This is a genomic window from Streptomyces thermoviolaceus, from assembly GCF_045209695.1.
GTDB lineage: Bacteria > Actinomycetota > Actinomycetes > Streptomycetales > Streptomycetaceae > Streptomyces > Streptomyces thermoviolaceus.
Map to the genome: position 1 here is coordinate 1,515,187 of NZ_CP109280.1, position 14,144 is coordinate 1,529,330.

Genomic DNA, 14,144 nt, shown 5'->3' on the forward strand with positions numbered 1-14,144 from the left:
GCACAGCATGCCGTCCTACCTGTCGCCCGGCGTCTACGTCGAGGAGGTGGCCAGCGGTTCACGTCCGATCGAAGGTGTGGGCACCTCGGTGGCGGCCTTCGTCGGGCTCGCCCCGACCGGGCCGTTGAACGAGCCGACCCTGGTGACCAACTGGAGCCAGTACGTCGCGTCCTTCGGCGAGTTCACCGACGGGTACTACCTGGCCCACGCCGTCTACGGCTTCTTCCAGAACGGCGGTTCGGCGGCATATGTGGTGCGGGTCGGCGGCAGCGCCGAGGGTGCGGCCGCGGACGCCGGCCAGGCGGCCGCCCCGGCGCCCGCCGCGGTGGCTGCGTCCGCCGCTCCGGCCGCGCTGCCGCCGGGCGAGCCGCAGCAGCTGGGCACGTTCGCGGTGTCGGCCATCGCGCCCGCCGGCAGCGGCTCGCTGAGCGTGGAGGTCACCGACCCGGAGGGCGAGGGCGCCGCCGAGCGGTTCCGGCTGATCGTGCGGGACGGCGACAAGGCCGTGGAGACGTTCGACGTCACCGCCAAGAAGGGCAGCCGCAACTACGTCGTCACCCAGGTCAAGGACCGCTCCAAGTTCATCGCGGTGACCGAGACCGCGCCGGCCTCGCAGCTGGCCCGCCCGGACAACCAGACCGTCGCGCTGCCCGCCCCGGCCCCTGCCGCCGCGCCCGCCGTGCCGGCCGCCGCGGCCCCGCAGCCGCACCCGGGCCCCTCGGAGTACATCGGCGACTCCGCGGACCGCACCGGTTTCGGCGGCCTGGAGGCCGTCGACGAGATCTCCATGGTGGCGGTGCCCGACCTGATGGCCGCCTACCAGCGCGGTGCCCTCGACCTGGAGGCGGTCAAGGCGGTGCAGCTCGGCCTGATCGCGCACTGCGAGCTGATGGGCGACCGGGTCGCGGTCATCGACCCGCCGCCGGGCCTGAACGCCCGCCAGGTCCAGCAGTGGCGGCAGGAGACGGCCGGCTACGACTCCAAGTACGCCGCCCTGTACTACCCGTGGATCAAGATCTTCGACCCGAGCAGCGGCCAGTCCCGGCTGGTCCCGCCGAGCGGTCACGTGGCCGGCGTGTGGGCCCGCAACGACTCCGAGCGCGGTGTGCACAAGGCGCCCGCCAACGAGGTGGTGCGCGGCGCGGTGGACCTGGAGACCCAGATCACCCGCGGTGAACAGGACCTGCTCAACCCGATCGGCGTCAACTGCATCCGCGCCTTCCCGGGCCGCGGCATCCGGGTGTGGGGCGCCCGCACCCTGTCCTCCGACCCGGCCTGGCGCTACCTGAACATCCGCCGGTACTTCAACTACCTGGAGGAGTCGATCCTCATCGGCACCCAGTGGGTGGTGTTCGAGCCGAACGACCACGCGCTGTGGGCCCGCATCCGGCGCAACATCTCGGCGTTCCTGGTCAACGAGTGGCGCAGCGGCGCCCTGTTCGGGCAGCGGCCGGAGGAGGCCTTCTACGTCAAGTGCGACGAGGAGACCAACCCGCCGGAGTCGGTGGACCTCGGCCGGGTGATCTGCGAGATCGGTGTCGCACCGGTCAAGCCGGCCGAGTTCGTCATCTTCCGTCTGGCGCAGTTCTCCAGCGGCAGCGGCGAGCTGGAGGAGTAGGCAGGCGGGCCGCCCGCCGCTCCGCGTCGTCTTCCCTCCCCTAGAAGGACATCCCACACATGAGTCTCCAGCCGGGTGACGCCCTCACCTCGCACAATTTCGGCCTGCAGATCGACGGTGTGATGGTCGAGTACCTCGCCGAGGTCAGCGGCCTGAGCATCGAGCAGGACGTCATCACCTATCAGCAGAACACGCCCAACGGCCAGAACGTGGTCAAGAACCTGCCGGGTGTGAAGAAGAACGGCACCTGCACGGTCGTCCGCGGTATGACCCAGTCGGCGTCGTTCACGCAGTGGATCAACCAGTCCATCAACGGGCAGATGTCCTCGGCCCGCAAGAACGCGTCGATCATCATGATGGACTTCGAGAACAACCCGGTGAAGCGCTACCACCTGCGCAACGCCTGGTGCAGCAAGATCGACGCGAGCACGGTGAAGGCGGGCGAGGCGTCCGCGCTCACCGAGACCGTGACCATCACGTTCGAAGAACTGGTCATCGAGTAATGCGGCGGACGGCTGCCAGGGCCGGCAGGGTCACCCACGCCGGCCCGGACGGGGTGGAGACGGCTGCGGGCGCGGAGGGCGCGGGGCAGGCGCCGCCGCAGGCCGGGGACCGGACGCCGGGCGCGGCCGCCGCGCCCGGCGGGCAGCAGCCGCTGCGTCAGGAGCCGCTGCGCACCGAGTTCCCCTTCCAGCTGCCGCGCGGCTACGTCGACGAGTCGGGCACCGTCCACCGCGACGGGACGATGCGGCTGTCGACGGCACGGGACGAACTCGTGCCGCTGCGCGACGTGCGGGTGCAGGAGAACCCGGCCTACCTGTCGGTCGTCCTGCTGGGCCGGGTCATCACCCGCCTCGGCACGCTGCCCATGGTCCACGACGGGATCGTGGAGAACATGTTCGCCTCCGATCTGGCGTACCTGCAGGACTTCTACCGCCAGATCAACGCCGAGGGGCACACCCGTGCCGCGGTGCGGTGCCCGCACTGCTCCGAGCCCTTCGAGGTGGAACTCGGCGGGAGCCGCCTGGGGGAATCGTGACGTACGCGACCGACCGGCTGCACGAGGAGATCGCGTACGTCGCCTACCACTTCCACTGGAGCCTGGAGGAGATCCTGGACCTGGAACACCACGACCGCCGCCGGTACGCGGGTGAGATCGCGTCCCTGGTGACACGTGCCGGAGCGGAGGACTGACGTGGGCATCCTGGACCGGTTCCGCGGCCGGGCACAGGCCGAGGACGGCGCGGCGAACACCGCTCCCGAGGCCACGGCATCCGGCACCGCCGCCGGCGGCACCCTGCCGCCGGACGGCGCCCCGGACCTGCCGGACGGCGGGGTGCGCCCCGCCGTGCCCGGGGCCTGGCAGGGTCTGCCGCCGCTGCAGCGTGCGCTGGCCCCGGCCCGGGGCCCGGTCGCCGACTCCGGCTTCGGCGGACGTCTGCCCACTTGGCAGAACCCGTCGTTCGTGGGCACGGTCTCGCACGCCGTGCTGGACGGACGGTCGGACACCGTCCTCGGCGGCCGGGCACCGCACCCGGTGCCGGGCAGCCCGGTCCCGGGCCTGGAACAGCCGGCGGCTCCCCTGCCCTCGTGGGTGCGGGAGCCCGCGGTGCAGCGCGCGCCGGCGGTTCCGCTGCGGTGGCTGGTGCCGGGGGACGCGCCGTCGCCCGCGGGCCGGGAACCGGGCGCGGGTGGCGGTGCCTCCGCGCGCCCGGCGACCTCCCGGATCGCTCCCGGCGGGGCCGGCCGTCCCGGGGCGGGGGGCGCGTCGGCGGGTGGTCCGTCGGGGCCGGGGGTTCCGCCGGGTCCGGGGGTTCCGCCGGCAGGTGTGCCTTCGGGGCCGGGGGCTCCGTCGGTGGGTCCGTCGGGGGTTCCGTCGGCTGGGGTTCCTTCGGGGCGGGGTGTCTCTGCGGGTCCGGGTGGTTCTCCGGGGCCGGGTGGTCTTTCGGCGGGTGCGTCTCCGGTGGGTGTTCCGGGCGCGGGCGGGCCGGTGGCGGGCAGGGCGGTCCGGCCCGGCGGTCCCGTGCCGAAGAGCCCGGTGCGCACTGTGGTGGGGACGGACGGGCCGGCGGGCCGTGCGGCGGCAGCACGCGCGGCCGCGGCGCCCGGCCCGGACCGCACCACCTCGGTGCAGAGGTCCGCCACACCCCACACCACCGCATCCGGCGGTCCGACGGGCTCGGGTGCGGGTGCCGGTGCCGCCGTGTCCTCGGCCACCACCGCCCCCTCGGTGCAGCGCGCCGTGGACGGTGCGGGGACGGCGGGATCCGTGGCGCGTCGGACCGCCGTTCCGGTCGTGCCGTTGCAGCCGCCGTCCGCCCCGACGACGGTGGCGGAACCCGCGCTGCCCGTCTCCGGACTCCGGCCGGCCCTCACACCGCCCGGAGCCTCGGCCCGTCCGGCGACGCTCACCCGGGCCGGGCGACAGGCCCCGGTCGTGCAGCGGCGCACGTTTCCCGCGTCCCGGCAGCAGGCGTCCGCGTCCCCGGAGTCCGCCGGTGCGCACGGGGCCGAGCAGGCGTCCGAGAAGGCCGAACCGGCCGACGCGGCGCGCCCTGCGCCGTCGTCCGCTTCCCCCGTGCCGCCGAGCGTTCCCGAGGCGACCGCGACACCGGGCGAGGCTCACACCTCCGACCGCGACACATCCTCCAGCACCACACCCTCGCCGTCGGTGCCCGACCGCACGGCGTCGACGGATGCCTCCGGTGCTGCTGCGCCGTCGACGCCGCCGTCCCAGGGGTCGCCGTTCCAGGGATCGCCGTCCCAAGGGTCGCCGTCCCTGGCATCGCCGTCCCAGGGGTCGCCGTCCGTGCAGAGGAGCGTCTCGCCGTCCTCGGACACGCGTCCCGATCACGGTCGATCCGCGGGGCTGGAGGGCGGTACGGGCGAGCCCGCCGTCCCGGCCGGATCCGCCTCCGTCGCGCCTGCCGACTCGTCATCCACCGGTGCGTCACCGACACACACCTCCCGGACGAGGACCTCGCACACGAACACGGCGGACACGAGCACTGCACACACCGGCCCCGTACGGGCAAACGCCGCACGGACGCAGGGCGCACGAGCGGAGACCAGCCGGACGGCCACCCCGCACACGGCCGCTCAGCGCAGCGTCCCGTCCACCGGTACGCCCGCCGGAACGCCCGTGCAGCGAGCGACGGCACGGACCGAAGAACGCACCGGTCCCGCCGCTCCCGCCACGGCCCCGGCACCGACGGCACCGGACGGACGGCGCGACGCGACGGGGCACGCTGCCCGCCTGGGTATCGGCGCCCCGCTGTCGTCGCACCCTGCGCAGCCCGCACCCACCGTGCAGCGCACCCAGCTCACGCAGCCCGCACCCACCGCTCCGTCCGCACGCTCCGCGCAGCCGGTACGGCCTGCCCGACTCGGCGATCCGCAGACGTCCGACGCGTCGAGCGGCCCGGGCGGGTCCGGCCGTCCGGCCCCGTCCGTCCGACCGACCCCGCGCAGCCTGCCCGTCCCCCCGGTGGCGGAGGACCGGCCTTCCACCGGCAGCGACCCGTTGCCCTCCACCTCCCCCTCCTCCACCTCCTCCCCCACCGCACCCGCACGGCCGGCCACGCCGGACAGGACGAGCACATCCGAGCGGCCGACACGGCCGGAGACCACCGCCCGGTCCGTCCCGCACGGGATCACCGGCGACCTCAACTCCTCGACCGCACACGGCGATACACGTGACGCCACCGTGCAGCGCGCGCCCGCGGCCGACGGCACCGGAACCGCACCGGTCCGTTCTCCTCGCGCGGCCCGTGCGCCTCGCGGTCCTCTCGGTGCGCCCCTGACCGAGGCGCCCGCCGACACCACTCCTCTGTCCGGCCCCCTGGTCCGGGCGGGCCGCACACCCGGAACACCGTCGGCCACGCCCTCGCTTCCGTCCGTCCCCGTACCCTCCATCGCGGGACCGGCCCCCGCCGACGCCTCCGCCGCCACGGCACCGGCGCGCACCGATGCCCTGCCCGCCGTGCAGCGTGCCGTCCGGCCGACCACGCCTGCGGTTCCCCCGTCACCTCCGTCAGCCCCGTCGGCCCCGTCCGTCCCGTCGGCCCCGTCGGCTCCGTCCGTCCCGTCGCTCTCCGCCCCGGCGTTCCAGGCGCCCGCGGCGACGGTCGGCCCCGCCCCGACCGCTCCCGTCGCTCCGCTGCCGGCCGCGCCTGCCGCGTCCCTGCCGACCGCCCCCGCCCCGTCGCCGGCGACTGCACCCGTCCCGTCCCTGCCGGTCGCCCGGCGCACCGCCCGGCCCGACGGCTCCGCACCGGACGGGAACCCGGCCACGGGCGCCCTCCCCGCCCCGGCCACCACCGCAACCACCCCACCACAGCCCCCGGCGGTCACCTGGCCCCCCACACCCACCACGGCCACCCCCGCACGGCCGCCCGCACCCACCGCACCCCCGGTCGTCCAGCGCGCCTCCTCTCCGGCCCGGCCACCGGCGCCACCCCGGCCGCCCGCGCCGACCGCGCCTCCCGCCGGCCGGACCGCCACGGCGGCCGCCCCGGCCGCCACCGCCAACCCGGTCGCCGCCTCCACCTCGGCCGCCGCCGAGCCCCCGGAGCCGCAGCCCGGGGCGTTCGACCCGAGGGAGCTGAGCGACCACCAGCTCGACGAGCTGGCGCACCGGATCATCGGCCGGATCACCCGGCTGGTCCGCACCGAGCTGCGCATGGACCGCGAACGGATCGGCCGGCTGCGCGACCCCCGCCGCTGACCGGCGCCCCACGGCACCACGACAGCACCGACCCGCAACGACAGACACGACAGAAAGGCCCACCCGCGATGTCCCGCCAGGACCCGGGCTCCACCATCTGGTTCAGCCTCAGCATCGACGGCGAGAGCCTCGGCTACTTCAACGGCTGCGAGGGGCTGGCGTCCCAGGTGGAGATCGAGCAGCACCAGGAGGGCGGCAACAACGGCTTCGTCTGGCAGCTGCCGACCCGCGTCACCTTCTCCACCATCCGGCTGACCCGGCCGCTCACCCCGGACACCGCGAAGGTCGCCAAGTGGATCTCGTCCGTGCAGACGGGGATCGAGCGGCCCACCGCGCAGATCGCGGCGCTGCGGGCCGACGGCTCCGAGGTGGCCCGCTGGGGGCTCATCGACGTGCTGCCGGTCCGCTGGACCGGGCCCACCCTCGACCCGGCCGCACCGGCCGTGGCGACGGAGGTGCTGGAGATCACCCACCACGGGTTCACGGACTGAGAGGGAGCCGACCGAGCATGGCCCAGGGCAGCAGGGGCGGCGCCGGCAAGAGCCTGGTGCGCGCCACGCTCGCGATCCACGAACCGCCCACCGGCGACAGCACCGCCCCCGGCGGGCTGATCAGGACGTTCGACTTCGATTTCAACCCGGCGCAGCTGTCGCTGTCCCGGCGTGCGCTGTGGAAGTCCACGGTCGCGCAGATCGAACGGGACGGTCCGCTGCCGGAGTTCATGGGGTCCGAGCCGCGCGAGATGAACCTGGAGATCTTCCTGGACTCCTCCGGCGACCCCACCAGCACCGCCGTGCTGAAGAAGGTGGAGGCGCTGCTGAAGTGCTGCCAGGTGACGGAGCGGAGCATCGCCGCGAAGCAGCCGTCGCCGCCGTGGGTGGTGTTCCAGTGGGGGTCGTTCTCCACGGCCCGCTTCACCGCCTACGTCAGCTCCGTGGAGGCCGGCTACACCCTGTTCGGCACGACGGGTGTGCCGATCCGGGCCACCTGCCGGCTGCAGCTGCACGAGATCCCCAGCCGCACCGAGGGGCAGAACCCGACGTCGGGTGCGCTGACCGCGCGCCGGGTGCACCGGGTGGTGGCCGGCGACTCGCTGCAGTCGCTGGCCTGGCGGGAGTACGGCAGCGCGGCGGCCTGGCGTGCCATCGCCGAGGCCAACGGGATCGACGACCCGAGCCGTCTGCCCTCCGGCACCGAACTGGTGCTGCCGGCCGCGGAGGAGGTGCGCGTCTGATGGTGCGGTCCGCGTTCTCCAGCGTCGTCGACGTGCGCATCGGCGGGGCCAAGCTGCCTCCCGAGTGGTCCCGCGCCCTCGTCGACAGCTGGGTCGACCAGGGCGTCGGGGTGCCGGCCGCGTTCCGGCTGACCTTCCGCGACCCCTACCACAAGCTGCTGGAACGGCTGAACATCACCTTCGGCACCGAGGTGACGATCGCGCCGGTCGCCGACGGCCGGGGTGCCGGTGATCCGCTGCTGACCGGGGAGGTCACCGGTCTGGAGGCCGACTACGACGGCACGGGCAGCTTCACCGTGGTGCGCGGCTACGACCTCGGGCACCGGCTGCTGCGCCGGCGCCGGGTGGCCGCCTACCGCAACCAGAGCGCGTCCGACATCGCCCGCAAGCTGGCCGCGCAGGACGGTGTGCCGGTGGGGCGGATCGAGTCGACGCGCACGGTCTACGAGTTCATCAGCCAGTCCAACGTCACCGACTGGGACTTCCTGGCGCGGCTCGCCGACGAGAACGAGATGGTGATGTCGGTCGACGCCGACGGGAAGCTGCAGTTCGTCCGGCCGAAGCCGTCCTCGGGGGCGCCCTCGCCCGACACCGACGGCGACAAGAGCCCGTTCGTGCTGCAGGCCGGGCACGACATCCTGCGGCTGCGGGCGGCGGTGACCGCCTCCGACCAGGTGGGCAGGGTGCAGGCGCGCGGCTGGGACGTCACCACGAAGAAGGAGCTGACCGCCACCGCGCCGGCCACCGCCAACCCGGGCATCCGGATCGGCACCACGCCGGGCGCGGCGGCCTCGGCGTTCGGGCAGGCCACCCTGGTGGACACCGGCACGCCGTACGACAAGCAGAGCGAGGTGAAGAACGCCGCCGACGCCCTCGCCGACGACATCACGTCGTCCTTCGCCGAGCTGGAGGTCGTCGCGCGCGGCAACCCCCGGCTGCGGCCGGGGATCCCGGTGGCGCTCGCCGACGTCGGACTGCCCTTCGAGGGCAAGTACACCGTCACCTCGGTGCGGCACGTGTTCGGCGACGGGACCCACTACGAGGCGTGGGTGACGGTCAGCGGCCGGCAGTGGCGTTCGCTGTACGGGCTGACGTCCGGCGGCACGGACACCGCGCTGCGGCTGCCCAGTGTGGCCAACGCGGTGGTCACCGACGTCGACGACCCGCTGAAGCAGGGGCGGGTGCGGCTGCGGTTCCCGTGGCTGGACGACACCTATGTCAGCGACTGGACGCGGACGGTGCAGTGGGGCGGTCTCGACGGCGGCGGCATCTTCCCGCTGGACGTCAATGACGAGGTGCTGGTGGCCTTCGACCGGGGTGCCCTGGACCATCCGTTCGTCATCGGCGGGCTGTACAACGGCAAGGACCGGCCGACGCCGGTGCGGGACGTGCCGCTGCACGACGCCGTGCGGAAGAAGGCGAGCCGGCACACCCTGTCCGACCGGGACGGCAACCGGGTGGACCTGCTCAGCCAGAAGACCGGCGGCCGCAAACAGGGAGTGCGGCTGGCGTCCGGGGACGGCCGGCTGACCGTCACCCTGGACCGGACCAACACCGAGATCGTCGTGGACAGCCGGGGCGAGGTGACCATCAAGGGCAGCCGGTCGGTGTCGGTCGAGGCGGGCACCGATCTCACGCTCAGCGCGCGGCGCAGCCTGAGCCTGAAGAGCGGCGGCCCGCTGAGCATCGAGGGCGCCGGAACGGTGAACGTGCGGGCCGCGGGCGAGATCGGGCTGAACGCGGTGGGTGCCCTGAACCTGAGCGCCCTGGGCGCCGCGCACCTCACCGGCGGGGGAACCGTGCAGATCACCTCGGCGGCCAACACGACCATCAAGGCGCCGACCACGCTGGTCGGTTCGCCCGTCTTCGGGGTCACCACGATCCCGGTGCCGATGGTGATCCCGTGAGCGGCGGCCCCGACAGGAAAGGGTGGTGGTGATGGCCGAGCAGTTCGTCGGGTCCGGGTGGTCGTTCCCGTTGCGCATCTCGCCGACCGGCGGGATCGCGCTGGTCAGCGGGGAACGCGAGATCGAGGAGGCGATCCGCCTGGTGCTGTCGACGGCGCCGGGCGAGCGGCCGATGCGGCCCGACTTCGGCTGCGCGATCCACGACCTGGTGTTCGCCCCGGTCAACGAGCAGACCGCGGGCCGCATCCAGCACGAGGTGTACGCCAGCCTGGACCGCTGGGAGCCGCGCATCGAGGTCGAGGACGTCGAGGTGACGGCGAGCACCGACCGCAGCGTCCTCTACATCGACGTGCGCTACTCGATCCGCGGCACCAACAACCCTCGTTCCCTCGTGTTCCCGTTCTACGTCATTCCGTCCCACGACGAGCCGGACGGCCCCGGTGCGGCCGGCCCGGCCGAGGAAAGCGAACGCTGATGGCCCTGCCCTCCCCCCACCTCGACGACCGCCGCTTCCAGCAGTTCGTCGACGACGCCAAGCGCTACATCCAGCAGCGCGCCCCGGAGTGGACCGACCACAACGTCTCCGACCCCGGCATCACCCTCGTGGAGACGGTCGCGCACATGGCCGACCAGATCGTCTACCGGCTCAACCGGGTGCCGGAGAAGAACCACTTGGCCTTCCTGGACCTGGTCGGGATCACCCTGTTCCCGCCGACGGCGGCCCGCACCGACGTGACGTTCTGGCTGTCGGCGCCGCAGGAGGAGGCGGTGACGGTGCCGGTGGGCACGGAGGTGGCCACCATGCGCACCGAGACCGAGGAGGCGGTCGTCTTCGCCACGGAGCGTCATCTCACCGTGGTGCCCTGCCGGCTGGAGCATCTGCTGGTGCAGCACCACGGCGAGCGTCCCGTGGAGCGCACCCACGACCTGGCCGACGGCAAGGACCTGCTGTGCTTCGCCGAGGCGCCCGCCCCCGGCGACTGCATGCTGCTCGGGCTGTCCGCGGCGGTGCCGCACTGCGCGGTCGCGCTGGAGCTGGACAGCCGGGTCGACGGTGTCGGTGTGGACCCGCGTCAGCCGCCGCTGGTGTGGGAGGCGTGGACGGCGGACGGCTGGAAGCCCTGCGAGGTCGACCGGGACGGCACCGGCGGCCTGAACCGGCCCGGCGAGGTGGTGCTGCACGTCCCCGGCGGCCATGTGCTGTCCCGCAACGCCGGACAGGAGGCGGGCTGGCTGCGCTGCCGGGTCACCGAACCGCTGTCCGGGCAGCCGTTCTACACCACGTCCCCCACGGTCCGGTCCGCCGAGGCGTACACCATCGGCGGCACCACCACCGCGGTGCACGCCGAGACCGTGTACGACGAGGCGCTGGGCGAGTCCTCGGGTCTGCCGGGGCAGCGGCTGCGGCTGGCGCACGCCCCCGTGGTCGGCGACGACCCGCCGCTGCTGCTGCAGACCGCCGAGCACGACGGCTGGGTGGACTGGCAGGTCGTGCCGGATTTCGCGGCCTCCGGCCCGGACGACCGGCACATCACCCTGGACGCCACGACCGGTGAGATCGCCTTCGGTCCGGCGGTGCGCGAACCCGACGGCAGCTTGCGCCAGTACGGCAGGGTGGCGCCCAAGGGGGCGCCGATCCGGGCCCGCCGCTACCGCACCGGCGGCGGCCGGGCGGGCAATGTCGCGCGCGGCGCGGTGCAGGTGCTGCGCACCTCCATCCCGTACGTGTCCGAGGTCGTCAACCGGGAGGCGGCCCGCGGCGGTGTGGACGGGGAGACGGTGGAGGAGGCCAAGGTCCGCGCTCCGATCACGCTGCGCGCGCAGGAACGTGCGGTGACCCTGCGGGACTACGAGGAACTGGCCCGCCGCGCCGCCCCGGAGACGGCCCGCATCGCCTGCCTGGAGGGCGAGGAGGACGAGCACGGGGCGTACGCGGTGCGGGTGCTGGTGGTGCCGCAGGCGGTGCCGGACCCGGGCGGCCGGCTCCGCTTCGAGCAGCTGGTGCCGGGCGACGCGCTGCTGGAGCGCATCACACGGCATCTGGACGAACGCCGCCTGATCGGCACCCGGCTGGCGGTGGGGCCGCCGTACTACCAGGGGGTGACGGTGGTGGCGACGGTGCACGCCTTCCGCGGTGTGGACACCGACCGGGTGCGCCGGGACGCGCTCGACGCGCTGTACCGGCACCTCGACCCGCTGACCGGCGGCGCGGACGGCACCGGGTGGCCGTTCGGGCGTCCCGTGCAGTCCGGTGAGGTGTTCGCGGTGCTGCAGCGGGTGCCGGGCGTGGAGCTGGTGGACGAGGTGGTGCTGCATCCGGCGGACCCGCTGACCGGCAAGCGGGGCGAGCCGACGGACCGCATCGACCTGTCCCCGCCCTCGCTGGTGTTCTCCTTCGACCACCGGGTGCGGGTCATCGGGGACGGTGCCTGATGCGCGGTTCCGTCGACGGGCTGGGTTCCTCGATGCCGCTGGGCATGATGCTGCCCGCGGTGTTCGCCGACGACGACCTGGCGCAGCGGTTCGTCGCCGGGCTCGACGAGGTCCTCGCGCCGATCCTGAACGTGCTGGACTGCTCGGACACCTACTACCGGCCGTCGCTGGCGCCGCTGGACTTCGTGCGCTGGCTGGGCGGCTGGGTCGGTGCGGAGACCGACGGCAGCGAATCGGAGCCGCTGCTGCGGGCGGCGGTGGCCGCGGCCGCGCGTCTGCACCGCATCCGCGGGACGCGGCGCGGGCTGTCGGAGGCGATCCGGCTGGCCTTCGGCGTGGAGCCGGAGATCAGCGAGAGCGGCGCCGCCGACTGGAGCGCCCGCCCGCTCGGTCCCGTCCCCGGCGAGCCGCGTCCGCGCCTGCACGTGGTGCTGCGGCTGCCGCGTCCCACCGCCGCTGACCGGCACCGCCTGGAGACGCTCGTGGCCGCCGCCCGCCCCGCCCACATGCCGTACACGGTTCAGGTGATCGACGCCGAACCGGCCGTACCCGCCGAAAGGACCTCCGAGAGATGACCACCCCCCGACGCTGCGCCGACTGCGGCACTCCCGCGGAGCCGGGACAGTCGTTCTGCGACGCCTGTGGTGCGGTGCTGAGCTGGACCGACCGGGCGGCGACCCGGACCCCGGTCGCGGCACCGGCGGCGGACGCCGGGCGGCCCGCCGGCCTCGGGGACGCCGCGCAGCAGGACGCGGCCGTGCCGCCCGCGCCGCCCGAGGGTTCCTTCGGGCCGGGCGCGGCCGCGGCGTCCCCGGCCCGGCCCGGCGAGCCGGGGACCGGTTCCGGCGACGGTGTCCCGGCGGTGTCGGGCGCACCGGTGCCGGGGACGGCCGGCTTTGCCCCGGCCGACGGGGCCGGGGCGCCCTCGGGCGGTGACCACCGCGCGGACGGTCCCGCCCCCGCCGATGCGTCGGTGCCGGCCGCCGCCCCGGAGGCCGTGGCGCACGCGTCGCACGACACCGCGTTCCCCGCCGGCCCGTCCGCGTCCGGGGCGGCCGCGCCGGGCCCGGGAGGCGAGACGTCCACGGACGACGACACACCGACCGAGCCCCTGCCCGCCGCGGCCGACGCCCACGGCTATGGCGCCCCCGGCCCCGGCGGCCTGCCCGGCGACAGCCGGCCCGGGAGCGACCGGTTCGCGGACGACCGGCCCGGGGACGGCGCGAGCGGCGACGGCATGACCGACCGGGCGCGGCAGCTGATCGTCCCGGTCTCCGACCCGGATCCCCGGCCCGCGCCGGAACCCTCCGTGGCACCGGTGCTGCCGGGCCGTCCCGTCGCCCAGCGCCCGCAGACCGTCCGGGCGCCGGGCGAGGACCTGGGCGCGGAGGGCGGGGTGCCCTGCCCGTGGTGCGCGACGCGCAACCGGCCGGACCGGCACTACTGCACGCGGTGCGCGATGCCCATGGCCGGGGAGCGCGACGCGCAGACCCCCGGGCGGCGGCCCTGGTGGCGGCGGCTGTGGGGAGCCGACGACCGCGAGGCCCCGTGGGCCGGTGACCGGCCGCGGCTGCGCCGGACCTTCGGCCGGGTGCTCGGCTGGCTGGGCGCGGCCGTCGTGCTGGTGCTGCTGGTCGTGCTGGGCATGAAGATCCCCGACGCGGTCCAGGCGACCCGGGACCACTTCGCCAAGCGCGCCCCGGTCTCGCCCGACCACGTCGCCGCGTCCCGCTCCTATCCGGACCACGATGCGCAGCTGGCGTTCGACAAGCTCAACAACACCTGGTGGGGCCCGGGCGTGTCCCGGTCGGGCCAGGGCCAGTGGATCGAGGCCCGGTTCTCCGAACCGACCCGGCTGCTGGACGTCGTCATCACCCCGGGCGTGTCGACCCACGCCGACCAGCTGTCCCAGCAGGCCCTCCCGCATCGTCTCGAGGCCCGGATCACGCTGGCCGACGGCCGGACGACCACCCGTGACATCGTCCTGGACCAGGGCGCGGGTCCGCAGACCCGGTCGTTCCGCGTCGGCGAGGTCACCGCGGTGCGGTTCGTGCTGCAGTCCGCGTACCAGACCTCCGACAAGAAGCAGGTGGCCATCGCCGAGATCGAGTTCTTCGGCCCGTCGCAGGGCGGGAGTTCCTGAGCCGCGGCAGGCGTGACGACGGCCCCGGACGGTGTGCGCACCGTCCGGGGCCGTCGTTTCGTGCCTCGACGGTCCGGGACCTC

Annotated in this window: 13 protein-coding genes; 12 read left to right on the forward strand and 1 reads right to left on the reverse strand. The window is 74.7% G+C overall.

The features are described from left to right. The first annotated feature begins 7 nt into the window (after positions 1–7). Genes OG899_RS06535 through OG899_RS06550 form a run of 4 tightly spaced genes read left to right on the forward strand, consistent with a single transcriptional unit; the run spans position 8 to position 2,812 of the window. Positions 8–1,618 (forward strand): phage tail sheath subtilisin-like domain-containing protein, encoded by a 1,611-nt coding sequence (locus OG899_RS06535; protein ID WP_168131281.1) that lies wholly within the window; start codon positions 8–10, stop codon positions 1,616–1,618. A gap of 59 nt (positions 1,619–1,677) precedes the next feature. Then, the gene (locus OG899_RS06540; RefSeq protein WP_125500498.1) at positions 1,678–2,121 is read left to right on the forward strand and encodes a phage tail protein; all 444 of its coding nucleotides are present in this window, start codon (positions 1,678–1,680) and stop codon (positions 2,119–2,121) included. Further along, complete coding sequence (locus tag OG899_RS06545; protein ID WP_125500499.1) at positions 2,121–2,657, forward strand: hypothetical protein; 537 nt, start codon at positions 2,121–2,123, stop codon at positions 2,655–2,657. Before OG899_RS06540 ends, OG899_RS06545 begins: the two co-directional genes overlap by 1 nt. Then, entirely contained in the window at positions 2,654–2,812 is a 159-nt protein-coding gene (locus OG899_RS06550) for a DUF6760 family protein (RefSeq protein WP_168131280.1), read from the forward strand. The genes OG899_RS06545 and OG899_RS06550 overlap by 4 nt, the downstream gene beginning before the upstream one ends. A 1,428-nt stretch (positions 2,813–4,240) precedes the next feature. Here the strand turns inward: OG899_RS06550 and OG899_RS06555 are convergent. Then, the gene (locus OG899_RS06555; RefSeq protein ID WP_125500858.1) at positions 4,241–4,459 is read right to left on the reverse strand and encodes a hypothetical protein; all 219 of its coding nucleotides are present in this window, start codon (positions 4,457–4,459) and stop codon (positions 4,241–4,243) included. A gap of 1,141 nt (positions 4,460–5,600) precedes the next feature. Here OG899_RS06555 and OG899_RS06560 point away from each other — a divergent pair. The 8 genes from OG899_RS06560 (at position 5,601) to OG899_RS06595 (ending at position 14,061) form a co-directional block, all read left to right on the forward strand. Then, positions 5,601–6,344 (forward strand): extensin, encoded by a 744-nt coding sequence (locus OG899_RS06560; RefSeq protein WP_189428203.1) that lies wholly within the window; start codon positions 5,601–5,603, stop codon positions 6,342–6,344. Positions 6,345–6,412: 68 nt separating this feature from the next. Next, positions 6,413–6,835, forward strand: coding sequence for a phage tail protein (locus OG899_RS06565; protein ID WP_125499917.1), 423 nt, complete (start codon positions 6,413–6,415; stop codon positions 6,833–6,835). A 17-nt stretch (positions 6,836–6,852) separates the two neighbouring features. Further along, a complete protein-coding gene (locus OG899_RS06570) occupies positions 6,853–7,578 on the forward strand; it encodes a LysM peptidoglycan-binding domain-containing protein (RefSeq protein ID WP_125499916.1) in 726 nt (241 codons plus the stop codon). Beyond that, positions 7,578–9,485, forward strand: coding sequence for a VgrG-related protein (locus OG899_RS06575; RefSeq protein ID WP_125499915.1), 1,908 nt, complete (start codon positions 7,578–7,580; stop codon positions 9,483–9,485). Before OG899_RS06570 ends, OG899_RS06575 begins: the two co-directional genes overlap by 1 nt. Before the next feature lie 31 nt (positions 9,486–9,516). Further along, a complete protein-coding gene (locus tag OG899_RS06580; protein WP_125499914.1) occupies positions 9,517–9,960 on the forward strand; it encodes a GPW/gp25 family protein in 444 nt (147 codons plus the stop codon). Next, on the forward strand, positions 9,960–11,918 hold the full coding sequence (locus OG899_RS06585; RefSeq protein WP_406310932.1) for a putative baseplate assembly protein: 1,959 nt from the start codon (positions 9,960–9,962) through the stop codon (positions 11,916–11,918). The genes OG899_RS06580 and OG899_RS06585 overlap by 1 nt, the downstream gene beginning before the upstream one ends. Next, positions 11,918–12,493, forward strand: coding sequence for a phage tail protein (locus tag OG899_RS06590; protein WP_125499912.1), 576 nt, complete (start codon positions 11,918–11,920; stop codon positions 12,491–12,493). The genes OG899_RS06585 and OG899_RS06590 overlap by 1 nt, the downstream gene beginning before the upstream one ends. Beyond that, entirely contained in the window at positions 12,490–14,061 is a 1,572-nt protein-coding gene (locus tag OG899_RS06595; RefSeq protein ID WP_406310933.1) for an NADase-type glycan-binding domain-containing protein, read from the forward strand. The genes OG899_RS06590 and OG899_RS06595 overlap by 4 nt, the downstream gene beginning before the upstream one ends. The last annotated feature ends 83 nt before the right edge of the window (positions 14,062–14,144 follow it).

What these genes read in the sequence shown, in the direction of transcription:
- OG899_RS06535 (WP_168131281.1), top strand. Translation starts at nt 8, where the DNA reads ATGCCGTCCTACCTGTCGCCCGGCGTCTACGTCGAGGAGGTGGCCAGC.
- OG899_RS06540 (WP_125500498.1), top strand. Translation starts at nt 1,678, where the DNA reads ATGAGTCTCCAGCCGGGTGACGCCCTCACCTCGCACAATTTCGGCCTG.
- OG899_RS06545 (WP_125500499.1), top strand. Translation starts at nt 2,121, where the DNA reads ATGCGGCGGACGGCTGCCAGGGCCGGCAGGGTCACCCACGCCGGCCCG.
- OG899_RS06565 (WP_125499917.1), top strand. Translation starts at nt 6,413, where the DNA reads ATGTCCCGCCAGGACCCGGGCTCCACCATCTGGTTCAGCCTCAGCATC.
- OG899_RS06570 (WP_125499916.1), top strand. Translation starts at nt 6,853, where the DNA reads ATGGCCCAGGGCAGCAGGGGCGGCGCCGGCAAGAGCCTGGTGCGCGCC.
- OG899_RS06575 (WP_125499915.1), top strand. Translation starts at nt 7,578, where the DNA reads ATGGTGCGGTCCGCGTTCTCCAGCGTCGTCGACGTGCGCATCGGCGGG.
- OG899_RS06580 (WP_125499914.1), top strand. Translation starts at nt 9,517, where the DNA reads ATGGCCGAGCAGTTCGTCGGGTCCGGGTGGTCGTTCCCGTTGCGCATC.
- OG899_RS06585 (WP_406310932.1), top strand. Translation starts at nt 9,960, where the DNA reads ATGGCCCTGCCCTCCCCCCACCTCGACGACCGCCGCTTCCAGCAGTTC.
- OG899_RS06590 (WP_125499912.1), top strand. Translation starts at nt 11,918, where the DNA reads ATGCGCGGTTCCGTCGACGGGCTGGGTTCCTCGATGCCGCTGGGCATG.
- OG899_RS06595 (WP_406310933.1), top strand. Translation starts at nt 12,490, where the DNA reads ATGACCACCCCCCGACGCTGCGCCGACTGCGGCACTCCCGCGGAGCCG.